This window comes from Dactylosporangium sp. NPDC050688 (genome assembly GCF_040654515.1).
Taxonomy (GTDB): Bacteria; Actinomycetota; Actinomycetes; order Mycobacteriales; family Micromonosporaceae; genus Dactylosporangium.
Genome location: NZ_JBFAIC010000013.1, coordinates 36,077 through 58,609, shown reverse-complemented (window position 1 = coordinate 58,609; position 22,533 = coordinate 36,077). Strand labels below are relative to the sequence as shown.

General features: G+C 73.7%; 17 protein-coding genes and 1 pseudogene. 9 read left to right on the top strand and 9 right to left on the bottom strand.

The window, feature by feature from the left end; genetic code table 11:
* Nucleotides 1-118: 118 nt before the first annotated feature.
* Nucleotides 119-1,048, bottom strand: coding sequence for a hypothetical protein (locus tag AB0H83_RS15215; protein WP_360092894.1), 930 nt, complete (start codon nucleotides 1,046-1,048; stop codon nucleotides 119-121).
* Nucleotides 1,049-1,194: 146 nt separating this feature from the next.
* A complete protein-coding gene (locus tag AB0H83_RS15210; protein WP_360092891.1) occupies nucleotides 1,195-2,160 on the bottom strand; it encodes an alpha/beta hydrolase in 966 nt (321 codons plus the stop codon).
* 104 nt (nucleotides 2,161-2,264) lie between these two features.
* On the opposite strand from AB0H83_RS15210, the gene AB0H83_RS15205 reads away from it, so the two are divergent.
* Entirely contained in the window at nucleotides 2,265-3,092 is an 828-nt protein-coding gene (locus AB0H83_RS15205) for an acetoacetate decarboxylase family protein (RefSeq protein ID WP_360092888.1), read from the top strand.
* Nucleotides 3,093-3,196: 104 nt separating this feature from the next.
* On the opposite strand, the gene AB0H83_RS15200 is transcribed toward AB0H83_RS15205, so the two are convergent.
* On the bottom strand, nucleotides 3,197-4,666 hold the full coding sequence (locus AB0H83_RS15200; protein WP_360092885.1) for an NAD(P)/FAD-dependent oxidoreductase: 1,470 nt from the start codon (nucleotides 4,664-4,666) through the stop codon (nucleotides 3,197-3,199).
* A complete protein-coding gene (locus AB0H83_RS15195; protein WP_360092882.1) occupies nucleotides 4,663-5,313 on the bottom strand; it encodes a TetR/AcrR family transcriptional regulator in 651 nt (216 codons plus the stop codon). Before AB0H83_RS15195 ends, AB0H83_RS15200 begins: the two co-directional genes overlap by 4 nt.
* A 51-nt stretch (nucleotides 5,314-5,364) precedes the next feature.
* On the opposite strand from AB0H83_RS15195, the gene AB0H83_RS15190 reads away from it, so the two are divergent.
* Nucleotides 5,365-6,189, top strand: a complete 825-nt coding sequence (locus AB0H83_RS15190; protein WP_360092879.1) for an alpha/beta fold hydrolase — start codon at nucleotides 5,365-5,367, stop codon at nucleotides 6,187-6,189.
* Between the two features lie 353 nt (nucleotides 6,190-6,542).
* A complete protein-coding gene (locus AB0H83_RS15185) occupies nucleotides 6,543-6,917 on the top strand; it encodes a hypothetical protein (RefSeq protein ID WP_360092876.1) in 375 nt (124 codons plus the stop codon).
* A 790-nt stretch (nucleotides 6,918-7,707) separates the two neighbouring features.
* On the opposite strand, the gene AB0H83_RS15180 is transcribed toward AB0H83_RS15185, so the two are convergent.
* Complete coding sequence (locus AB0H83_RS15180) at nucleotides 7,708-8,172, bottom strand: hypothetical protein (RefSeq protein ID WP_360092873.1); 465 nt, start codon at nucleotides 8,170-8,172, stop codon at nucleotides 7,708-7,710.
* 137 nt (nucleotides 8,173-8,309) lie between these two features.
* A pseudogene (locus tag AB0H83_RS15175) lies at nucleotides 8,310-8,654 on the bottom strand (IS256 family transposase); the annotation flags it as partial.
* Nucleotides 8,655-9,095: 441 nt separating this feature from the next.
* Between AB0H83_RS15175 and AB0H83_RS15170 the strand changes: the two are divergent.
* The 6 genes from AB0H83_RS15170 (at nucleotide 9,096) to AB0H83_RS15145 (ending at nucleotide 16,675) form a co-directional block, all read left to right on the top strand.
* The gene (locus tag AB0H83_RS15170) at nucleotides 9,096-10,745 is read left to right on the top strand and encodes a hypothetical protein (RefSeq protein ID WP_360092870.1); all 1,650 of its coding nucleotides are present in this window, start codon (nucleotides 9,096-9,098) and stop codon (nucleotides 10,743-10,745) included.
* 57 nt (nucleotides 10,746-10,802) lie between these two features.
* Nucleotides 10,803-11,792: a DUF916 domain-containing protein gene (locus AB0H83_RS15165; RefSeq protein WP_360092867.1), complete on the top strand. Its 990-nt coding sequence runs from the start codon at nucleotides 10,803-10,805 to the stop codon at nucleotides 11,790-11,792.
* Nucleotides 11,789-13,090, top strand: a complete 1,302-nt coding sequence (locus AB0H83_RS15160; protein ID WP_360092864.1) for a hypothetical protein — start codon at nucleotides 11,789-11,791, stop codon at nucleotides 13,088-13,090. Before AB0H83_RS15165 ends, AB0H83_RS15160 begins: the two co-directional genes overlap by 4 nt.
* Entirely contained in the window at nucleotides 13,077-14,450 is a 1,374-nt protein-coding gene (locus AB0H83_RS15155; protein WP_360092861.1) for a hypothetical protein, read from the top strand. The genes AB0H83_RS15160 and AB0H83_RS15155 overlap by 14 nt, the downstream gene beginning before the upstream one ends.
* Nucleotides 14,437-15,165 carry an ABC transporter ATP-binding protein gene (locus tag AB0H83_RS15150; protein WP_360092858.1) on the top strand — a complete coding sequence of 243 codons (729 nt, stop codon included), beginning with the start codon at nucleotides 14,437-14,439 and terminating at the stop codon, nucleotides 15,163-15,165. Before AB0H83_RS15155 ends, AB0H83_RS15150 begins: the two co-directional genes overlap by 14 nt.
* Before the next feature lie 85 nt (nucleotides 15,166-15,250).
* The gene (locus AB0H83_RS15145; RefSeq protein ID WP_360092855.1) at nucleotides 15,251-16,675 is read left to right on the top strand and encodes a class I adenylate-forming enzyme family protein; all 1,425 of its coding nucleotides are present in this window, start codon (nucleotides 15,251-15,253) and stop codon (nucleotides 16,673-16,675) included.
* Nucleotides 16,676-16,709: 34 nt separating this feature from the next.
* Here the strand turns inward: AB0H83_RS15145 and fxsT are convergent, their stop codons facing one another.
* From fxsT to AB0H83_RS15130, 3 genes are read right to left on the bottom strand one after another with little or no spacing between them, the layout of a single operon-like run.
* Complete coding sequence (gene fxsT / locus AB0H83_RS15140) at nucleotides 16,710-20,570, bottom strand: FxSxx-COOH system tetratricopeptide repeat protein (protein ID WP_360092852.1); 3,861 nt, start codon at nucleotides 20,568-20,570, stop codon at nucleotides 16,710-16,712.
* 10 nt (nucleotides 20,571-20,580) lie between these two features.
* The gene (locus tag AB0H83_RS15135) at nucleotides 20,581-21,798 is read right to left on the bottom strand and encodes a TIR-like protein FxsC (RefSeq protein ID WP_360092849.1); all 1,218 of its coding nucleotides are present in this window, start codon (nucleotides 21,796-21,798) and stop codon (nucleotides 20,581-20,583) included.
* Nucleotides 21,799-21,807: 9 nt separating this feature from the next.
* Nucleotides 21,808-22,464 carry a TIR-like protein FxsC gene (locus AB0H83_RS15130; protein ID WP_360092846.1) on the bottom strand — a complete coding sequence of 219 codons (657 nt, stop codon included), beginning with the start codon at nucleotides 22,462-22,464 and terminating at the stop codon, nucleotides 21,808-21,810.
* Between the last annotated feature and the right edge of the window lie 69 nt (nucleotides 22,465-22,533).

The window sequence follows — 22,533 nt, the reverse complement described above, 5'->3', positions numbered from 1 at the left end:
TCCTGACGTCGACCGGTGGAACACTATCGGCCCTGTTCAACGGGTGGTCGTTGTCATCAGGAAAGTGAAACGCCGGGGGTGCGGCGACCGGTGGGCCGCGGCACCCCCGGCGGGCCGGTCAGCGGACGAACTGGGTCTGCACGGTGGTGTCGACCGCGTCGCCGACGCCGTAGACCCAGGCGCGCCCGACCGGGTCGCCGAGCTGCGCGCGCAGCCACAGCGCCGCCCACCGGGCCACGACCTCGACGCCGGTGGCCTGGTCGAGGGTCTGCGGCGACGGGTCGGGCCGGGCGCCGGCCGGGTTCTGGGCGTCGGTGATGCCGTAGTGGTTGGCCCCGGTGACGCTCACGTACAGCTTCGGCACGCCCTGCAGCACGGTGTACGTGCCGAGCCCGTTCGCGGGGGTGCCGACGCCGTCGGCGGCGCCCTGGATGAGCGCGACCGGGATCGTGTTGGCCACGGGCGGGATGACCGGGCTGCCCGGCACGGCGTTGTTCGTGCCGTAGAACGCGGCCGCCTTCAGCTGCGCCGGCGCCGGCACCGGCACGTCGGTGAACGGCGGCGTCGACAGCCCGGTGGACAGGCCGAGCCCGGCGGCGCCGCCGAACGAGTGGCCGGTGAGCAGCAGGGTGCCGGCGTCGAGCCGGCCCTTGAGCGGCGAGCCGGTGCGGGCGTTCTCCGCGGTGGCCCAGGCGACCGTCCAGGTGGCCGCGGCACCGTCGGCGTACAGGCCGGGGACGCCGAAGATGACGCGGGTGTGGTCCGGCACGACGACCACGAAGCCGTAGGAGGCGACCTTGCGGGCGAAGCCGGCGTAGTTGGCCCTGCCGACGTTGGCGCCCTGGAGCAGCAGGACGACCGGCCACGGCTGGTGCGCCGAGCTGGTGTCGGGGTGGTACACGTCGGCCGGGTCACCGTTGAGCATGGTGCCGTACGTGCCGACCGAGGAGTACGCGGCGGCGGCCGTGCCCGGGCTGACCAGGGCACCGGCGACGACCGCGCCGCCGGTGGCGAGCAGCACGCCGCGACGGCTGAAGCGTTGAGCCATTCGGACCTCTGTTTCCCACAGTCTGTTTCCCACGGTCTGTTCCCCACGGTCTGTTTCCCACGGTCTGTTTCCCATGGTCGAACGCTGTTCGACGAGCGCCGGGGCCCGCCGCCGGTGCCTGGCCGGCGGACCCCCGGCCCGGACGGTCAGGCCCCGCTGAGGGTCTGCGTGACGCCGCTGGTGAGCAGTGACTGGTAGTACGCGCCGCCCGGGTAGTACGTGGCCGTCGTCGTGCCGGCGACCGCGTCGTCCGCCCACGCCACCGCGAAGGTCTGCAGGGCCGTGACGTTGCCGGGCTTGGAGGCGCCGTTGAGCACGGTGCACAGCGCGTCGGTGCTGGCGCCCTCCGCGTCGCAGTGCGAGCCGGTGGTGAGCCGCACCCCGAGGAAGGTCCGGTGCACGTCCTCGGTCAGCTCGGCCGTGCCGCTGGCGTTGCTGTTCGCCGTGTACGGCGGTGACGAGATCGCGTAGATCGGCGTGCTGGTCAGGTTCAGGCCGGCGAGGGCGGTGTCCATGTTGGTGCCGATGAACGACTTCACCGGGTCGAGCAGCTGCACGAGGCGTACCCGGGTGAACTGCCCCGGGTAGGTGGTGCGCAGGCGGTTGGCCACGTACGAGGCGGCCTCGCCGCCCGCGGAGTGCCCGGCGATGACGTACGACGTCGGCAGCGCCGCGGCCGGGCGGCCCGCCCTGCTCAGCGCGTTGGCGTAGCTGCGGGCCAGGGCGCCGGTCGGGCTGTCGGCCTGGCCGAGCAGGGCCGTGACGTTGTTGAGGAACGGGGCGTTGTTGCCGAGGTTGCTGATCGTGCAGCCGAAGATGTCGGCGGACGGCAGCGTCGGGGCGAACACCACGAACCCGGCCGCGGCGTAGTGCCCGGCGAGGTCGGCGAGGTTGCCGTTGGTCCGGGAGAAGCCGTGCTGCAGGTAGACCAGGCCCTTGGGGGTGCCGGCGGGCAGGTACCAGTCCGCCGACGGGTAGTAGGTCAGCCCCGCGCACCGGACCTCGACGGTGTTGCTGACCCGGGTCGCCCCGGCGGCGTGGGCCGTTGCGGGCAGGCCCATGACGGCCGCGACGAGCAGGGCCGACAGGGCGGTGAACCGTTTGAGGATCATTGAGCGCTTACCTCCTGACGTGTATCGCTGGACGAAACGCCGTTTCCTTGGAAGACATTTACCTCCGCTTGTTGGCAGGCTGTCAAGAGGCGTAGAGTGCCGTCGTGGAGGGAAGCCCGTCGATGTCGTATCCACCGCCGCCGTGGTCGCTGCGCGGCCGGATGCACGTGTCCGTCTGGGCCGTGCCGGTCGCGGACCTGCCCGCGCTGCCGCTGGAGCTGGCCGGGGCGGTGCGGGTGCTGCGGCTGGGCCGGCGCGGGCTGGTCGGGACCGCGTGGGTCGACTACCGTCCGGGCGGTGACCTGAGCTACCGGGAGCTGCTGTGCGCCGTGCTGACCCGCGCCGGGTGGCGCCCCCGGGTCACGATCACGCACATCTGGGTGGACAGCGTCGCGTCCCGCGACGGCGGCCGCGCCCTGTGGGGCATCCCGAAGGACCTCGCCGACCTGACGCTGCCCGCGGGCCCGGCCACGGACGCGGTCGCGGGCTCTGCCGCGGGCCCTGCCACGGACGCGGTCGCGGGCTCTGCCGGGGGCTCTGCCACGGACGCGGTCGCGGGCTCTGCCGGGGGCTCTGCCGGGGGCTCTGCCGCGGACGCGGTCGGGGCGGGCGGGTCCGCCACCGCGACCGGCGCCGGCACCGCTCGTGCCTCGACGACGCAGGGGCCGATCGCCGCCGCTGAGCTGCCGCGCGGTGACGGATGGCCGCCGCGGCTTCCGGTGGTGTTCCGGGTGGTGCAGGCCCTGGCCGGGCGCCCGTGCACGACCCCGGTGCGCTCGACCGCGCGCTACGCGCCGGCCCGCGTGGCGTGGACGGTCGCGCAGGAGGGGCCGCTGCGGTTCCTCGCCGGGCGGCGCCCGCTGGTGTCGTTCGTCGCGGGAGACTTCAAGATGCGCTTCGGCGTCGCGGCGCGGGCGACCGCCGCTCCGTGACCGCCCAGGCCTCTCCGGCACTGCTGCACGGCCGCCGCCTGACTGCTCAGGCCTCGCCGCCTCTTCCGGCGCCGCGGCGCGGGCGGCCGTCACACCCTGACCGCTCAGGCCTCGGCCGCCTCTTCCTTGCGCCCGGCCGGTCCGGGCGCGGCCGGGACCGTGGTGTAGTCGGCCTCGTCGAGGCGGGCGGTGCGGGCGGCGTACTCGCCCGCCATGCCGGGCCAGTTGGTGACGACCCGGCCGGCGTCGGTGCGGTACCAGCTGTCGCAGCCGGCCCAGACGCTGGCGCCGAGGCGTCGCTGCATCTCGGCGTCGAACGCGGCGGCCACCTCCGCCCGCACCTCCACCGGACCCCTGGCCGCCAGCAGCCGCACCGCCTGCACGATGTAGCGGGCCTGTGCCTCGTGGAAGTACACGACCGAGGTGTTGCCGGTGTTGGTGTTGGGGCCGTACACGAGGAACATGTTCGGAAAGCCCGGCACCGCGATGCCCAGGTGGGCGAACGCGCCGGCGCGCCACTCGTCGTGCAGGGCGCGGCCGTCCCGCCCCGTGATCCGGGTCGGGGTGAGGAACTCGGTGGCGGCGAAGCCTGTGCCGTACACCAGGATGTCGCACGCATGCAGGACACCGTCGGCGGTGCGGACGCCGGTGGCGGTGACCCCGTCGATGTCGGCGGTGACGAGCTCGACGTCGCGGCGGCGCAGGGTCCGGAACCAGTCGCCGGTGAACAGCACCCGCTTGCAGCCCATGGCATAGTCGGGCGTGACCCGCCGCCGGATGCCGCGCGCCTGCACCAGCCGCTGCAGGCTGGACAGCGCCCACACCGCGAGCCGCGCGGGCCGGTTGCCGGTGACCGCCTTGCCGGTGATGACCGTCAGCAGCCAGGTCCCGGCGCGGGCGGCCCGCATCAGCGCCGGGAGCCTGCGGTTGAGCGCGCGGCGCCACGGGCCGTAGCGGCGGTTCGGCTTCGGCAGCGTCCACGGCGCCGAACGCTGGAACACGCTCACGTGCGCGGCGGCCCCGGCGATCGCCGGGACGAGCTGGATGGCGCTCGCGCCGGTGCCGATGACCCCGACCCGCCGGCCGGTCACGTCGACGCCGGGGTCCCAGCGCGCGGTGTGCATGGCGGGCCCGGCGAAGTCCTCCGCGCCGGCGAGCACCGGCACGACCGGCCGTGACAGCTGCCCCATCGCGGGGACCAGCACGTCGAACGTCTCGGTGGTGCCGTCGCCGAGCGTCACCCGCCACGCCTGGCCCGTCCAGTCGGCGGCGGTCACCTCGGTACCCAGCCGCAGCGCCGCCTCGAGGCCGAAGCCGCGGACGCAGCGCTGCAGGTACGCCAAAATCTCCGGCTGCGGCGGGAACCGTTGTGACCAGTCCGGGTTGAGCGCGAACGAGTAGGAGTAGAGCGGCGCCGGGATGTCGCAGGCGCAGCCCGGGTACGTGTTGTCCCGCCACACCCCGCCGACGCCGCCGGCCTTGTCGAAGATGACCAGGTCGCGGAACCCGGCCTGGCGCAACAGGTGCGCGACGGCGATGCCACCGAACCCGGCGCCGACCACGGCGATCCTCATGATTTGGCCCCGGTGTGGTGGGTTGTCCCGCCCAGTGTGCGGAAGACCCGTTCCACCAGCGTGACGAGGGTGGTCGCCAGCAGGATGTGGACCTGCGCCCGGTTGAGCACGCCGCGCTCCAGCCACTCCCGCGCGGTCGCCTTGGCCAGGCCGCAGTACGCCCGTACCATCGCCCGCAGCTCGTCGCGGTGCTCGTGCTCGCCGCCCAGCCCGACCGCCACGAGGATGCTGTCCGCGGCGATGTCGTCGGCCTCGCGCAGGACCCGCTCGATGTCCGGGTCCCGGCCCACCCCGCCGCCGTCGACCGCGGCCAGCCACGACCTGCTGTGCCGCGACACCACGTCGAGGAACCACGCCACGCTCGCGTCGACCCGGGTCGCCAGGTCACCCTCCGGCAGCTGCTCCACGGCCACCGCCGGGATCGTCACGAGGACCCGCACCGCCTCGACGAACAGCCCCCGTTTGGTGCCGAAGTAATGGTTGATGAGGCCCCGGGCCACCCCGGCGGCCTCCGCGATGTCCGTCGTGGACACCTCGGCGTAGGGCCGCTCCCCGAACAACCGCACCGCCACGGCCAGGATCTGCTCCCGCCGGACGTCAGGCTCCAGCCGCCGGCCCCGCTCGGCGGGCCCGCCGCTCATCCGCATGCCGCCACCGTGCCCTGTTGTTGGCTGGGTGTCAACAAGTACCGTGAACCGGTGACCACGCTGTCGCACCACCGCGAGGGCTCCGGCGAGCCGCTCGTCCTCATCCACGGCCTGGGCAGCCGCTGGCAGGTGTGGCAGCCGGTCCTGCCGCTGCTGCGCGGCTCGTTCGACGTGGTCGCGCTCGACCTGCCGGGGTTCGGCGCGTCGCCCGCCGGTAGCGGCGCCGATGTCGGTACGCTCGCCGACGCCGTCCTGCGATTCGCCGCCGACGCTTTCCCCGGCGCTTGCTCTGACGGTTTCTCGGGTGCCTTCTCCGGCGCTCGTACCTTCCATGTCGCCGGCAGCTCCCTCGGCGGCGGCGTCGCCCTGGAGCTCGGCCGCCGGGGCGCGGCCCGCTCGGTGACCGCATTCGCGCCGATCGGCTTCTGGGGCCCCGTCTCCCGCCGCTGGTGCCAGGCTTCGGTGTCGGCCGCCCGGACCTTCGGCCGGCTCGCCCGCCCCGCCCTGCCCACCCTCGCCGCCAGCCGCTTCGGCCGCGCCGCCCTGTTCGGCATGTTCTTCGGCCACCCGGGTCGCCTGGACCCCGCGACCGCCGTCGCCGACGTCGACGCCCTCGTGGCCGCCCCGGGCTTCCGCGCCGCACGGGATGCGTTCGCCGGGCACCGGTTCCCCTCGGACCTCGGCGCCTTGAGCGGGGTACCGGTGGCGGTCGCCTGGGGCACCCGCGACGCCATCCTGCCCGCGTTCCAGGCGCGCCGCGCCGCCGCCGCACTGCCGGCCGCCCGGCACGTCCGGCTCCCGGGCTGCGGCCACCTGCCGTTCTCCGACGCCCCAGCCACCTGCGCCACCCTGATCCGCACAACCGCCGCCGGCTGACGACCGCTGCCACCGGTGCCCGGGCTTCGGTGAGAGTGTGCGTACGCAGGGTGATGGTGCTGGACGCGGTGGTGTGCAGGCGTGAGAATTTGGGGGCAGCGCCTATCGGGGGAGGCGGCGCATGCCACGACCGTACTTTTCTTTGGACGCACCGGATTCCGGCTCCGCGACGCCCGTCGAGCAGATCGACTGGCTGGCGCGGTTCGCCGAGGAGAGGGCCGAGCGGCAACGCCACCGCGACGAGCGACGGCGTGCTCAGGCCGAGTTCACCGAGGCCCGCCGGCACGGCCTGGCAGCGCGCCACGCGACGAAGCTGGCCCGTATCCACGCTGCGAGGGTGCTCGGGGCTGCCCGTGGCCCTGCTGCCCTCGGCCCTGCTGTTCGTGGCGCTGCTGCTCATGGCGCTGCTGTTCGTGGCGCTGCTGTTCGTGGCGCTGCTGTTCGTGGCGCTGCTGTTCGTGGCGCTGCTGTTCGTGGCGCTGCTGTTCGTGGCGCTGCCGTTCGTGGCGCTGCTGTTCGTGGCCCTGTGCCGTGCGCCGGACGGGACCTCGGCACCCACGACCCGGCGTGGGCAGCTGCCGTGGAGCCGGCTCCTGCCGTGGGCGGTTCGCCGTGCGGGGAGCGGGCCGCGACTTCGGCGGCACCGGCCGAACCACCGACCACCGAAGCCGCCGACACCTCTGCTGGGTGTCCACAATCGACGGTCTCCCTTGCGGCGGCGGGGCTGACGGTCGACCTCCCGGCGACCAGGCTGGCAGCGGCGCAGGCACCGGCCGTGGCAGAGCCCGAGACGACAACCTCGATGGAGCCGGCAGCGCCCGAACTCATGGCGGTGGCTGGATCTCCATTGCCCGAGCCGGTGGCGGTGGCGGTGGCGGAATCTCCAGCGCCAGGGCCGGCGTCGGTGGTGGAGCCGGCAGTGCCTGGGCTGGTGGCGGTGGTGGAGTCGGCAGTGCCCGAGCCGGTGGCGGTGGTGGAGTCGGCAGTGCCCGGGCCGGCGTCGGTGGTGGAGCCGGCAGTGCCCGGGCTGGTGGCGGTGGTGGAATCTTCCGCGCCCGGGCCGGTGGCGGTGGTGGAGCCGGCAGTGCCCGAGCCGGTGGCGGTGGTGGAATCGGCAGTGCCCGGGCCGGTGGCGGTGGTGGAATCTCCAGCGGCAGAGCGGGCTTCGGTGGCAGCGTCCACATCCGGAGGACGCGGCGTTGCGCAAGTCCTGCGTCGCCACCGCGCAGGCCGCCGGTGTGCCCGACGGTCGGCGACTCCGGCGCACCGTGACGCGCGGCGATGGTTGTCCGTGGTCCGGGGGGCGGCAGGCGGGCGTGCACCGCCGGCGTGCACCGGTGTGTTGTAACCGCCTGCAGCCCGCCCGGCGGGAGTCTGCCGGGTGTCGGTCAAACGTGGCCCGGCCCAGCTCCATGGTGCGCGTCGACGCGGCGGCAGGAACCCTTGGGGTGGCAGACGGCGGCTGAGCAATTGCCAAGACCTGTGGGTTGTACGCGGTCATCGGTGCTCGGCTGCTGCCTAGTCGTGGTAACCGGGCCGGGCAAGCAGGACGCTTGCGAAGAAGCGGCCGTCCTCGTCGTCTGGTGTTTCGAGCGTGGTTGGCCGCCGGAAGGTCAGGAGCAGGTCGGGTGCGGTGAACACGTGTCCGTCGTGTTCTTCGTGGACGGTGGTGCGGCGCCGCAGCTGCGTGACGAGGTCGGCTGCGGGGGTGGTGAACACGTCGAGCTCGTTGTAGGTGACCGCGTCGCCGGTGTTGTCGCCTGGGCGGCCGAGTTCGATGGCCTCGACGCGGTCGTGGGCGTCGAAGTACACGCCGATGAACAGGCCCGACGGCCGGTCAACGCCCCAACCGGGACGGCTGCCGGTGGCCCTGCAGAGAACCAGCGGGGTGCCGAGTTGCCGGAGCGTGTCCACAGTGTCCTGTCCGGTGGCGCCGATGCGCAGCGGCCCGGCAAGGTCCGGTGGGCGCAGCACGATGATCACGCTGCCTCCTGCGGGACTCGCCCAGCGTGCTTGCTGCGTTCGAAGCGGGCGCGGGCCGAGGTGGCGAGGTGGGGCGCGTCGACCGCACGCCACCGGGCCTGCGCGGCCTCGATGAGTTTGGCCACCGTGGCCAGCCCGGCGGTCAGCCGCGCGACCACGACTGCGGACAGCCCTGACCCGGTGCTCAGAAAGCCCTTTAGCGCCGCCACGAAGTCCTGCGAGGACAGGCCGTGGAGGTACCGCGGCGGCAACACCTCGGTGATCTCTGAGGACATGCGGCACCACGCCGGCAGGACCGCGGAGGAGAACGGCCGCTGCTCGCTGGTGGCCTCGTCGACGCGCCTGGCATTGACCCGCCGGGCGACCACCTCCACCGCGCCGGCCGGCATCCGCCGCGCGCCGTCGTGCACGATCTCATCGATCAACGACCCGCCGGTCGTCGCGGCCGGCGTCGACGACTGCGCTACGGCCGCCACCGACACCGCCTCATCTGGGGTCGCTGGCGTCAACGCGCGCCCCCTTTCCAAGCCCGTCCACGGATTTCAAGCATTGCGCGCGGCGCGGTTGCTGCGATCCGCCGGCCGGGCAGGAATGAGGCCGCGGCGGGGTGTACGGGGCGCTTGTCGCATCGGGTGGCCATGGTACGGCTGCGTTCGAGCTGGTTGCTGCCGAGCCGGCGCAGGTGCCGAGGCTCAGGGCAGGCGGTTGCGGGCCCGGTCGGCTGTGCGGCTGAAAGGTGTCCCGGTATGTGGGCACTGTGCCGTGGAGGGCAACAGGAGCTGTCTGGACGGTTGACAACTGGGGGTGGGGCTGCCTTCATAGACGTTACCACCGAAGAAACATCGTTCCACTCTGCGAAACGGCGGCCGAGATGCGGTGGGGCGGTTCGCCGGAGCAAGCACCAGAGAGGAAGCGGCGATTCGATGAACAAACCCTCCAGGGTGGCGGCCGGGGCCATTGGCCTCACCGCTGCCATCGCGCTCGGCGGCACCGCGGCCGAGGCGTACGGGCCCGCGGCGAACTCGCTGGGCTGCCGGCTGTACTTCAGCGACGCCGGCACCGGCACGTCGCCCACGACGTGGAGCGACACGTTCGGGCTCACCCAGACGCCGGCCACGCCGTCGCCCGGGCAGACCGTCACCGTCACCCTCACGGCGGCCGCCGGACCCAACAACGGTCCGGTGCCGCTGAACGCGGGTGACGTGCCGGTCATCATCACGTTGGCGCTCGGCGGGTCCCAGTCGGGCACCGTCACGCTCAACATGGCCACCTACCCGACCGCCGCGGCGGCCGCTGGTGCGCCGCTCGGCCCCGTCACCGCGACCGGCACGTACGTGGCCGGGGCGGCCGGGGCAGCCTCCCTCACCGTCACGCAGGCCGTGTTCAACAACGCGACCGCGAAGACGTACTGCTCGGGCCCGGGCGACCGGGACCACAAGGCCGCCCCGGCGGCGAGCACGATCGTCGAGAACTTCAGCGTGTTCGGCGGAGGCACCAGCGTCACCTCGGTCACCGGGCAGAACGTCACCAGCGCGGCCCGGGCGGGGAACACCATCAACTTCTCCGTGACCGGGTTGGCGCCCAGCGCGACCCTCACCGCGTCGCTGAAGAACGCGGGCGGCGGTGGCACCGCTGAGGGCAGCGGCGCCGGCACCACCGACGCAACGGGTGCGGGCACCGGGACGCTCGTCGTCCCGGCCGGCGCCACGACCGGGGCGCGGACGCTGTCCGTGTCCGACGGCACCAACACCGTCACCACGCCGATCACCATCCTCGGCGCACCGGCCATCTCCATCACCCCCGGTGGCGGCGGCGCGGGCACGGCGGTGGCGGTGACGGGTACCAACTGGAACCCGGGCAGCTCCGTCACCATCCGGGGCTACCAGGCCGGGGCACCTCCGCCGCCACCCACCGCAGACGCGGCGATCACGGCGACGGCGGGCGCGACCGGCGCGATCAGCGGCTCGTTCACGGTGAACGACCCGGCCACCGCCTACATCGGCGCGACGTCGGGCACCGGGCCGGGCACCCTGTTCGCGGTCGCCACCTGGGCGGCCTCGGCCGACTCCTGCGTGGCGAAGGCCGGCCTGGCCACCACCGGCTCCTGCAACCTCACCTACAACCTGTCCCAGACGGTCACGGCGGGCAATCTCGCGATGTCCCGCACGACCGGCTCGGGCAACGTCACGCTGAGCGGCGTCACGCTCAACGGCACGGTCCAGCACGGCACCGGCGCGCTGGCGCCGATCACCGTGACGGACTTCCGGGGCAGCACCTTCGGCTGGAGCCTGGTCGGTGCGGTCACCGACTTCACCGGTACGCCGGGCGGCACCATCGCGAAGGCCAACCTCACCTGGATCCCGACGTGCGTGGCCGCCGCAGGCTCGACCAACGCGGTGACCGCCACGGCCGGCTCCGCGGGTGCGGTGGACGGCTCGACCCTGTGCTCGGCCCCGGCCAATGCGGCCGGCACGGGCGGCGGCTTCGACGCCGGTGCCGCGCTCGACCTGCAGATCCCGGCCAACCAGCTGGCCGGCAGCTACACCGCGACGCTCACGATCACGCTGAGCTAGCAGGGGGTGGGGGCTCGCCGTGGCGGGCCCCCACCGTCACGAAACGCAGGAGGATGCATGCGGACGAAGGTCATCGCGATCGCCGTCGCGATCGTCATCGCGGTCGCCGTGGCGCCGGTGAACGCGTACGCGGCCGACAACGGCGAGTGGTCGGTGAACCCGACGCCCCCGGCGCAGCCGGGTCCCGCGCCGCGCCTCTACTTCTTCCTCGAGTCGCCGCCCGGCACCTCGGTGCAGGACTCGGTCCGCGTGACCAACCTCGCCGACCAGCCGCGCACGTTCCGGCTGTACGGCGCCGACGCGTACAACACCCCGCGCGACGGCGGGTTCGGCCTGCGTACCCAGGAAGCCACCCACGTCGACGTCGGCGCCTGGACGCGGGTCGGCGCGGCGACGGTGACGGTGCCCGCGAAGTCGCAGGCGGACATCCCGTTCGTCATCACCGTGCCGGCCAACGCCACCCCCGGCGACCACGTCGGCGGGGTCGTCGCCATGGAGGAGCAGCCCGGCGCCACCACGAGACAGGGCGGCGTCGACGTCACCGTCCGCCGGGCCGTGGCCGCCCGGATCTACCTGCGGGTCAGCGGCCCCGCCGTACCCGGCCTGCGCATCGACAATGTCCAGACCCGCCACGACACCGCCTGGCTGCCGTCCACTGTGGACGGCGGGTACACCTACGACGTGGTCAACACCGGCAACCTGCACCTGCCGCCACAGCTGTCGGTGCGGGTCACCGGCCTGTTCGGCCACCGGATCACCCGGCACGGCGACGTCCCGCGGATCGACCTGCTGCCGGGCGCGCAGACCCGCCTCGCCGGCACGGTCAGCGGCATCTGGCCGTTCGACGTGGTGACCACCTCGGTCACCGTCACCGCCGACGGCGGCGTCTCCGCCCGCGCCGAGGACACCACCGTGGTCGTGTCGTGGCCGACCCTCGCCGTCGTGTTCGCGGCGCTGGCGTGGCTGTTCTGGTACCGCCGGCGCCGCGCCACCGCCATCACCCCGAAGCCGCGCCGAAGGCTCCCCGAACCGGTGACGGTGCGATGAGGCGGACCCTCACCGTCCTGTGTGGACTGTTGCTGCTGGCCGGGCTGCCGGCGGCACCGGCGCGCGCCGACGGGCTGACCGCGAGCCTCGGCGCGCCGTCGGCGGCGCCGGGCACGACGCTGCGCGTCACCGGCGCCGGCTGGCCCGCCGGGCAGCTGCTGCAGCTGGTCACCTGCGGCGAGCTGGCGATGACCGGATCCGGCGCCTGCGACATGCGCGCGGCCCTGGCGACCCCGGCGAGGGCCGACGGCACGTTCAGCGTGGACCTGCGCGTCGGCGACCCGCCCCGGCCCTGCCCGTGCGTCGTGCACGTCGCGCTCGTCGGCACCGGCGCCAGCGGCCACGTCGACGTGCCGCTCGACATCCCCGGCCACGCCACCGGCCCCGCGCCCACCGCCGCGAGCACCGTCGCCCGGCTCGACGTGGTCAGGATCCGCCTGGCCGGGCGCCCGTCGTGGACGGAGTGGTTCGGCGCCCGCGCCGAGCGCACCCTGGTCTACGAGGTCCGCAACCCGGGCGCGCAGAGCCTGCGGGAGCTGCCGCTCAACGTGCGCGTCGGCAAGGGCGGCGGCGACCCGACGGCCGCACCGCGCTCGGGCGAGATCCGGCCCGGCGAGACCCGCGAGTACCGGGTGCCGGTCACGATCCCGCTCGCCGCGTTCGGCCGGTACCAGGTCCGCGCCGACATCGCCGGGCTCGGCGCGGCCTCCGTCGGCCACGACGCCTACCCGTGGGGGCTGCTGGCGCTCAACGCGTTCGGCATCGCCCTCATCGTCGTCGGGATCCGCCGCCGGCTGCGGTCCCGGCGCGCGCGGGAGGGGTTCGCCCTGCCGCAGGGCGCCGACCCGTTGCTGTTGCCGCCGCTGGTACGGGTACCGGCGCTGGGTGCCGTCCTCGTCTTCGACGACGCCCCGGACGCCAGGCGGCTGCGCCGGCGGGCGACGGCCCAGATCAGCGCCGCCACGCTGCGCACGCTTATCGGCGAGCCGGACGGCGACGGCGGCACCGCGGTCGTCGACCTCGCCGCCCTCGACGCCGTCCTCACCGGCGACCAGGCCGCCCCGCGCCGCCGGGCGGGGTCGACGCCCGCCGACGCGCCCGCCGACGGGACCGCGCCGGGCGAGGCGACCGGCGCCGGCGCGCCGGCCGGGCGGGCGGCCGCCGTCGTCGACCTCGGCGAGCTGGACGCCTACCTCGCCGGGCACGCGGACGCCGACGACTGGCGGGCCGCGCTCCAGCGACCACCACGGAAAGGCCGGCCCGGCCGGCGGAAGGGGAGACCCGGTGCGGGTGCATGACTGGACCGGACGGCAGCTCGACCGGTCGCTGGTGGTGCGGGCGGCCGCCGCGGCGGTGGCGGCCGCAGTGGCGTTCGCCGGCTGCTCGTCGGTGATGCCCGGCGCCCTCGACGGCGCGGGCGGCGCCGCGGCCCCGCGCACCGGCGTCGGGCCCGGCGTCACCGCCGACAGCGTGAAGGTCGTGTTCGTCGGCGTCGACCTGCGGGCCACCGCCAGCGTGACCGGCTTCAAGACCGCCGACGCCGGCGACCAGGCCCGCCAGATGAAGGCCCTCGAGACGTACGTCAACGCCAACGGCGGCATCGCCGGGCGCAAGCTCGTCGCGGTCTACCGCAACTACGAGGCCTCCGACGACTCGCCCGCCGCCGAGGAGCGGCTGTGCAACCAGATCACCCAGGACGACAAGGCGTTCGCGGTCGTGCTCACCGGCCAGTACCAGAGCAACGCCCGCCCCTGCTACGCGTCCCGGCGCACGCTGGTGCTGGACGCGACCCTCGTCGCCAACGACCAGACCACGTTCACCAAGCTGGCACCGTACCTGTGGTCGCCCAGCTATCCCGACTACGACGAGTTCGTCCGGGCGTTCCTCAGCAGCCTCGAGGAGCAGGGCTACTTCACCGGCGCGGCCAAGGCCGGGGTCGTCGCCGCGGACACGCCCACCAACCGCGGCGTGTACGAGCGGCTCGCCGTACCGCAGCTGCAACGGCTGGCCGTCACGCCCACGGTGGCCTGGATCGACACCACCGACCTCGGCACCCTCAACGCCGGACTGAACCAGGCCGCGGTCGACTTCCGGGCCAAGGGCGTCGAGCGGGTGTTCTTCCTCGGCGGTGCGCGGATGGCGCCGTTCTTCCTCACCGTGGCCGCCGCGCAGAGCTTCACCGCCCGGTACGCGGTGTCCAGTTACGACAACCCCAGCTTCCTGGTGAACAACCCCGCCACCATCCCGCGGGACGGGCTGCAGGGCGCGGTCGGCATCGGGTTCAGCCCCAGCCAGGACGTCCCCGACAGCGGGTACCCGTTCCCCGGCACCGACGCCGAACGCGCCTGCCTGGCCATCTTCGCCGCCGAGGGCCAGACGTTCGCGACCCGGGAGAACGCCCGCGCCGCGTTCCCGTACTGCGACGCGGCGCTGCTGCTGCAGGCCGGCGCCCGCAACCTCGGCGCCGACCTCAACGCGGCCGCGTGGGCGGAGGAGGTCCGGGCGCTCGGCACCCAGTTCCGCCCCGCGACGGGCTTCGCCGGGCTGCTCGGCCCCGGCCGGTTCTCCGCCGCCAACGGCTACCGCGCGATGGCCTACGACGGCGGCTGCGGCTGCTTCGCCTACCACGGCGAGGAGGTGCCCTTTGCCGCCCGCTGACGCCCTCATGTGCGCCGGCGTCGACGCCGCCTACGGCCCGGTCCAGGTGCTGTACGGCGTCGATGTGCGCGTCGCCGACGGCGAGATGGTCGGCCTGTGCGGCCCGAACGGGGTCGGCAAGACCACGCTCGTGCGGGTCCTGTCGGGCCTGCAACGCCCCGGCGCCGGGCGGGTGCTGCTCGCCGGCCGGGACATCACCGCCGTGCCCGCCGCCCGCCGGGTCCGCCTCGGCATGTCCACCGTGGTCGGCCAGCAGGCGTTCGGCTCGCTCACCGTCACCGAGAACCTGCGCATGTACGGGTACACGGTCAGCCGCCGCGACGGGCGCCTGCGCCGGGCGGTCGACGGCGCGTTCGCGGTGTTCCCCCGCCTGTACGAGCGGCGCGACCAGCCCGCCTCGACCCTGTCCGGCGGCGAGCGGCAGATGCTGGTCCTCGCCAAGACGCTCATCCAGCGGCCGCGGGTGCTGCTCGTCGACGAGTTCTCCCTCGGCCTCGCCCCGGTCGTCGTCGGCGGCCTGCTCGAAATGGTCCGCCGGCTCAACCGGCTCGGCACCGCCCTGCTGGTGGTCGAGCAGTCCGTCAACGTCGCGCTGTCCCTCGTGGACCGGGCGTACTTCATGGAGAAGGGCACGATCGTCGCCGAGCACACCGCCGCGCACCTCGCGCAGCAGCCGGAGCTCGTCCAGTCGCTGATGCTCGGCGGGCACGCATGAGCGGCCCGCAGCGCAGCGGAGGGCTGCGAATCAGCAGCTCAGGGTGGAGCTCAGGCCGACGCCGGAGCGCAGCGGAGGCGGCGGCATGAGCCTGTTGATCGGGGACATCGTCACCCTCGCCGCGTTGACCGTCCCGCGGCAGACGGCCGCCACCCTCGGCCCCGGCGCGCTGACGTTCGCGGAGCTGGACGTGGCCGCGAACCGGACCGCGAACGCCCTGGCCGGCCGCGGCATCGGCGCCGGCGACGTCGTGCTGTGGTGCGCCGCGCCGACCCTGCGGTCGCTGGACGTGTTCGTCGCCTGCGCCCGCCTCGGCGCCGTGTTCGCGCCGCTGAACCCCGGGTTGCCGGAGCACGAGCGCGACGCCGTGCGGCGGTACCTCGACCCGAAGCTCGTGCTGTCGGACCAGCCGTGGCGGGAGGCGGCAGTCGTACACCACGACATGCTCGACGACGGCGCCAGGACGTTCGCGCCCAGGCCGGTCGACGACCGCGCCCCGCACATCGTCTACCTCACCAGCGGCAGCACCGGCACCCCGAAGGGCGCGCTGGTCAGCCACCGGGCGAGCTGGCTGCGCTCGGCACCGGGCGGCGGCACGTTCACCAGCGGCCTGCGCGGCCACGGCGGCGTGGTGTGCACGTTCCCGCTATACCACTACGGCGGCTGGCACTACGTGATGGAGGCCTGGCAGCACCGCACCGCCGTGCACCTGGTCCCCCGCGCCGACGCCGGCTCCGTGATCGACGTGGTCGAGCGGCGCCGCCCTTCGGCGCTGTACTGCATCCCGGCGGTCTGGGAGCGCCTGCTGGACCCCGAGCACCGCGGCGCTGACCTGCGCTCGCTGCTGCACGCCGACACCGGCACCTCCGCCGTCGCCGCCGACCTCGTCGAACGGATCAAGGCCCGGCTCCCCGGCACGACCACGACCATCCTGTACGGCTCCACCGAGGCCGGCCGCATGGCCGCCCTGCACGACTGGGACCTGGCCCGCAAGCCCGGAAGCGTCGGGCGGCCCGCGACCCCGAACGCGCTGTGGCTGGCCGCCGACGGCGAGGTCTGCGTCGCGGGCCCCGCCCTCATGAACGGCTACCTCGGCGCCGCCCCGCTCACCGGCGAGTACCGCTCCGGCGACGTCGGCCACCTCGACGAGGAGGGCTACCTGTTCCTGACCGGCCGCACCCGTGAGGTCATCCGCACCGGCGGCGAGTCCGTCGGCCCCGCCGAGGTCGAGCACGCCCTGCGCGACCTGCCAGGCGTGCTGGACGTCGCGGTCGTCGGCCTGCCCGACCCCACCTGGGGCGAGGTCGTGTGCGCCGTGTTCGTCGTGCCCGAGGGCATGCTGCCGCCGACGGTGGCGCAGGTCCGCTCGCACGTCGAGGGCCGGCTGGCCGGGTTCAAGGTGCCCCGGCGGGTCGCGACGGCGGCGGCGATCCCGCGGACCCCGGCGACGGGCCAGATCCAGCGCACCCGCCTGCGCGAGCTGCTCACGGCCCCGCCGGCGCCGCGCTGAGCGCGAGTCACCGGCGGGGGCGGCAGCGGCCGGGTCAGATCGGGTGCGGGTCCAGGACCCGGTGCAGGAACCGGCCCTCCTGCAGTGCCTTGACCGCCGGGTGCGCCTCGCCGAGGGCGGCGGCGAGGTCGGCGAGGACCTGCGGGTCGGCGACCCGGGGTCCGGGGCCGGTGGGCGGCTCCATCATCGTGGCGTTCGCGCGGGCCCGCAGGGCGTCGGGGTGTTCGGCGCCGAGCACCTGCGCGGTCAGGGCCGCGACCGGACCGGCGATCGCCACCGCCTCCTCGGCGCGGCCGTGCTCGTGCAGAATGACCGCCCGGTTCATCTGGGCCGCGAGCAGGAACGGGTGCCGGTCGTGCAGGGCTTCGGTGAGCCCGGCGCAGGCCTTCTCCGCGGCCTGCAGGGCGGCGTCGAGGTCGCCGCGGGCCCGCTTGATCGCGGACAGGTTGTTGTCGCAGACCAGGGTGTGCGGATGCGTGGGGCCGAGCAGCCGGGCGTATGCGGTGCGCACCGCCTCGGTCTCGGACCGCGCATCGTCGATCCTCTGCACCGACAGCAGGTTGGTCGCGCGGCTGAGCCGGCAGGCGAGGGTCTCCGGATGATCGGCGCCGAACTGCCGGTCCAGCATCCGGTAGCACTCGTCGAGGATCGGCTGGGCCTCGCCGGCCCGTCCGGCGCTGCGGATCGACACGGCCAGGTTGACCCGGGCGCCGAGGGTCCACACCGCGTCCGCGCCACGGATGTCGGTGTAGCCCGCCACGACCTCGTTGAGCAGCGCGATGGACCGCTCGTAGTCGCCGAGCTCGCGCAGGTCCCGGGCGAGGGAGCCCTGCGAGAACAGGGTGAAGAAGGTGCGCCGGCCCAGGACCCGCTCGCGGTGCTGGATCACCAGCTCGTCCTGCTCGCGGGCCAGGTCGAAGTGCCCGGCGAGGCGCAGCGACGAGGCCAGGTTGTGCTGCGCGGCCAGGGTCCGCGGGTACTCCTCGCCGTACTCCTGCGACCAGGTCGCGTACGTCGTGCGGTCGCGCTCCATGGCCTGCCCGTAGTGGCCGAGGGCGCGCAGGTCGGCGCCGAGGCCGCCGGCCGTCATCAGGGTGTCGGACACGGTCTCGCCGAGCAGCTCGGTCTGCTGGCGCAGCGTCTCGGCGTCCAGGGCGAGCGACTCCTGGACCCGGCCGAGCTCGCGCAGCGCGTTGGCGTGGTTGAACTGCGCCCGCAGCAGCGGCACCAGGATCCGCTCCCGGGCCGCCGGGTCCGTGGTGGCCTCCAGCCGGGCCCGCCACGCCGCCTCGATCCGCTCGGCCAGGGCGTGGCTCTGCTGGACGGAGCCGCGGATCCACACGTACCGGATGCGGTCGACCATCAGCTCCAGCACGGCCGGCTCGTCGGAGGCCAGCGCGATCTCGAACAGCGACTGGGTCCGCGACTCCGCCAGGTGCGGCCAGAGCATCCGGTACCGGTCCCAGGTGGTCGCGTTGTCCACGTCGTCCTCGGGCCGCACGGCGACGAACACCCGCAGCACGTCGCGTTGGGTCTCCTCGACCCGCTCCGGCGACATCCGGCCGCGCACGACGCTCTGCAGGATGCGGTGCACCTGGATGCGGCGGGCGCCGTTGTCGAGCTTGAGCAGGGCCAGCTTGTTGAGCTGCTGGATGAGCTTGGCGGCGCTGGGGCGGCGCAGCAGGGTCGCGTCGGTGCGCCGCAGCAGGTCCAGCATCGCGTTGTTGTTCAGCAGGTCCAGGGCGATGTCGGGGGCGAGCACGGAGCAGATCTCCAGCAGCCGGTAGGCGGCGGGTGACTCCTCCTCCAGCTGGTTGAGCGACACGTCCCACACCGCGTTGACCGTGGCGTCGGTCTCGCCGGCGGCGATCTGGTCGCGGTACTGCGCCGGGGTGGTGCCGCTGGAGGCCAGCAGCGCGCCGCCGACCGCGACCGCGATCGGCAGGTCGCCGAGCAGCTCGGCGATCTGGCCGGCCTCCACGTCGGAGATGGTCTTGACGCGGCGGCGCAGGTGCGCCTTGCTCTCCTCCCGGGTGAACACGTCCACGGCGATCGACTCGGCGCTGTCGCCCCACGTCTGGTTGCGGGTCGTGGCGATCACGTGGCCGTGGCCGCCGGAGGGCAGGAAGCTCGCGATGTCGGCGAACTCGTCGACGTTGTCGAAGACGATCAGCCAGCGGGCGTACTCGGTGGTGCGGCTCAGCGCCTCCTGCACGGCGCGGTTGCTCAGCGGCACGTTCTGCTGGCGGGGCAGGCCCATGCGCTCGCCGAGGTCGGCGAAGGCGGTGTCGATGAGGACCTTGGGCTCGGCGTTGATCCAGTAGACGAGGTCGTAGGCGGGGCCGAAGCGGTGCACGTACTCCAGCGCGACCTGGGTCTTGCCGACGCCGCCGAGCCCGTACAGCGCGGCGAGGGCCGGTGCGCCGGGGCGGGACTGGCGCAGCGCGGCGCGCAGGGCGTTGAGCGTCGCGTCGCGGCCGGTGAACTGGACGTTGGGCACCGGCGCGTTGGTGACGTCCGGCCCGCGGCCCGGGTAGCGGCCGGCGATGGCGTCGGGGTTGGCGGCGGCGTCCAGGGCGGGCCGGCCCAGCAGGGCGGTGATCTTCGCGATGGCGTCCCTGGCCGGCAGCCCGGACAGGAACACCGAGGATTCGGCGGCGATGCCGGGCAGCGGCGGGGTCTCGTCGATGTAGACGGCGAGCGAGCCCTCGCCCAGCGGCAACCCGGCCTCGACGTACGACGACGACGCGATGACCAGGGAGCGTGGCGGGTGGCCGGGCCGCTCCGCCTGTGCGGGGTCGAGCACGGTGACGCCGATCGCGGCGAGGAGCCGCTCCATCCACTCGTGCCATACCTGGTCCCGTGGGGCGTGCCGCAGCACGACCCCGGCGGTGCGCACGACCTGCTTGCGCTGGAACCGCTCGCGCCACCGCATCCGCAGCGCGTCGTCGAGCTTCGGCATGGAGGTGACCTTGCCGTCGGTGATCGCCGCGGTGATGTTCTCGTACGCGGTCAGCAGCGACGTCTTCGCCCCGCGCTGGTCGCCGAAGGTCGCGAGCGTCTCCTCGTAGGCGTACCAGGCCAGGTAGGGCACCTCGACGTCGAACCAGTAGCGGTCGCGTTCGGCCTCGGTCATGCCGCTGGGCAGCCCGGCGAAGCGCAGCATCGCGTGCGAGCGCCCGGCCTCGGCCTTCTCCTTCTCGGCGGGGTCGACCCGCATCGGCACCGGCAGCACCCGGATCCGCCGGTTCTCGTACTGCCGGCTCACCGCCTGGCCGACCGTCGCGGCACCGTCGATGCCCTGCTCGCTGAAGGTGAAGCAGTCGACGAGGATGTCCGGCAGGTGGATCGTGCAGATGTCGGCGACGTCGCTGAGGCCGGTGCGGCTGTCGATGAGCGTGTAGTCGTAGTTGGCCTTCATGTCGGCGCGCAGCGCGTCGAAGAGCTTGCCGCCGTCGAGCTTGTCGTAGAAGACGTCCCAGTCCAGGGAGCCGACGGTCGGCTTGTAGTCCTGGTTCTGCCGGCCGGCGGACAGGAAGTCGATGCTGCCGCCCGCGGCGAAGTCGTACTCGATCGGGAACGCGAAGCGCTGGGTGTTGGCGAAGTGCCGCTCCCAGCCGTCCGGCAGCTGCCGCGGCTGCTGGGCGTTGATGCCCTTGTTCTCGAAGTCGCGGATCATGTCGATGACGCCGGCGTGCTGGCGGACCGCCGCGGCGTCCAGGAACGGGTTGAAGAACCGGTGCAGGCCGGGTGATTCCAGGTCCCAGTCGGCCACCAGCACCCGCATGCCCCGCTCGGCGAGGATCCAGGCGACGTTGGCCAGGGCCATGGTCCGCCCGGTGCCGCCCTTGAACGAGTAGAAGGTGATCACCTGGCCGTTGCGATCCATGCTCATCGACACGCTCTCAGAAGGTGGGGTCGGACGGCTGGTCGCCGGTGAGCAGGCGCAGCCGCGGCGACGGGATCTGGTGCGAGGGATACATCGGTGCGTTCTTCAGATACTGCCGGCGGGCCTCGCTGATCAGCCGGGGCATGTCCGACACGAACTCGGCCAGGCCGCGCAGCTGCCTCGCCGGCGGGCGATCCATCTGCTGCAGCATATCTTCCACGCGCCCGGCCAGCCGGGCCCCCTGATCCGCGGTGCGGCGGTCCGCGGCGTCGAACGCGATCACCGGGATCGCCCACGGCGGCAGCCCCCGCAGCACGCCGGCCAGCTCGCGGTCCTGTCCCGCGCCGTCGAGGTACCACGGGTCGATGAGCAGCACGGCCGGGCGGGTGTCCAGCAGGTTGCCGACGGTCGGCACGTCCGTGACGTACGTGGCCAGATTCAGCCGTTCGGCTGACGACGCGACGTACTCCGCCGCCGGGAGCGCGTCCGCGTCGTGGAAGGGACGCCACTGGGTGGCGACGTCGGTGTAGTCCTCGGGGTCCGCGCCGGAGGACACCTCGTCACGCACCGGCGCGGCCACCACGACCACGAACTGCGCCTGGTCCCTGGGGATCGGCTCCGGGGTCGGCGGCGGGGCCGGCGACGGCGGCAGCGGGTGGTGCGTGGCGACGTCGGCGATCTCCACCGCGATGCGGGCCAGGACGTTGCGGTACTCGTCGTGGTACATCGAGAACCGCGACAGGGCGCGCAGTCCGTCCTTCTGGTACGCCTCGATGTCCGGGGCGACGGCGAGCGCCGCGGCGATCTCGCGGCGCTGCTCCCACGGCGGCAGCGGGTCCCACAGCACCGGCTGGATGTGCCGGTGCGCGCCCTGGACCCGTGAGGCCTTGAGCCTGGCCCGGAACGACTCCTGCTCGCTCTGCGTCCACGCGTTCTTGAAGTACGTCGCGGAGTACAGCGGGACGAACACGTGCGCCGTGCTGAGCGCCAGCGTGCGGGCCTCGTTCCAGTCGGTGCCCGGCGGCAGCTCCGTGTCCAGGAAGCCGACCCGATGCTCGGGCCCGGCGCCGACGAGCGGCCGCAGCTGCTCGGACAGGTCGCCGAAGAACTTCTGCACCTCCAGGTCGGGGTCGGTGGCGAGCCCCTGCAGCAGTGACAGGTGCGCGTAGCTGAGGAAGAAGTACGTCTGCCCGGCGGGTTGCCCCGTGGCGCCGGCCTGGTGCGCGGGATGCACGGCCCCTCCTTACCTGAAGGTCCGGGAGATGCTTTTGGTGTCCGGCAGGACGCGCCGCTCCACCTGGTTCTTCCAGCAAAGGTCGCGGATCTGCTGGGCGAGGCGCAGGATGATGCCGTCGGTGCCGTCCGCGCCGAGGGTGAGCAGGCCGTAGAGCCCTTCGTCGGCGTACTGCTGGGCGAGGTCCTCGTCGGGCAGCCGCTGCGGCGTGAACCGCTGGATCTTGTTGATGGCCGCCGGCACCGTGCCGGACTGCGACGGCAGCCACACGACCGGGATCACCGACGTCTCGTGATAGTCGGGTGCGCCTTCGCGCCGGTGGACCGGCCGCTCGGTGAACGCGTTCCATTCCAGGGCGCAGTATTCGCTCTTCATGTACGCCGGGGACAGCAGCGCGACGAACACCTGGCAGGTGCCGACCGCGTGCAGCAGCTCCGGGCGCCACTCCTCACCGCCGGCCATGGCCAGGTCCATGAACCCCGGGTCCGCACCGGTCTCGCGGTAGACGAGGTTGTTCACGTGGATGGACAGGTCCGTGAACAGCTGCTTGACCCGCAGGTTCGGATCCTGCTGCGCGATCGGTCCCCGCCGCAGCCGGGTCATCCGCGCGTAGCTGAGGAAGAACAGGGGCGCGGTCGCATCCAGGTCCGGCTCGACCTCGGGCACGCGTCGCTCCTGTTCGTCATCGGTTGGTGGATCCAGAGAAGCACAGGGATCGACGCGCCGCCATCCCGC

Excerpts from the sequence above, each read along its gene's own strand:
- AB0H83_RS15215 (WP_360092894.1), bottom strand. The coding sequence starts at position 1,048 with ATGGCTCAACGCTTCAGCCGTCGCGGCGTGCTGCTCGCCACCGGCGGC.
- AB0H83_RS15210 (WP_360092891.1), bottom strand. The coding sequence starts at position 2,160 with ATGATCCTCAAACGGTTCACCGCCCTGTCGGCCCTGCTCGTCGCGGCC.
- AB0H83_RS15200 (WP_360092885.1), bottom strand. The coding sequence starts at position 4,666 with ATGAGGATCGCCGTGGTCGGCGCCGGGTTCGGTGGCATCGCCGTCGCG.
- AB0H83_RS15195 (WP_360092882.1), bottom strand. The coding sequence starts at position 5,313 with ATGCGGATGAGCGGCGGGCCCGCCGAGCGGGGCCGGCGGCTGGAGCCT.
- AB0H83_RS15170 (WP_360092870.1), top strand. The coding sequence starts at position 9,096 with ATGAACAAACCCTCCAGGGTGGCGGCCGGGGCCATTGGCCTCACCGCT.
- AB0H83_RS15165 (WP_360092867.1), top strand. The coding sequence starts at position 10,803 with ATGCGGACGAAGGTCATCGCGATCGCCGTCGCGATCGTCATCGCGGTC.
- AB0H83_RS15160 (WP_360092864.1), top strand. The coding sequence starts at position 11,789 with ATGAGGCGGACCCTCACCGTCCTGTGTGGACTGTTGCTGCTGGCCGGG.
- AB0H83_RS15145 (WP_360092855.1), top strand. The coding sequence starts at position 15,251 with ATGAGCCTGTTGATCGGGGACATCGTCACCCTCGCCGCGTTGACCGTC.
- fxsT (WP_360092852.1), bottom strand. The coding sequence starts at position 20,570 with ATGAGCATGGATCGCAACGGCCAGGTGATCACCTTCTACTCGTTCAAG.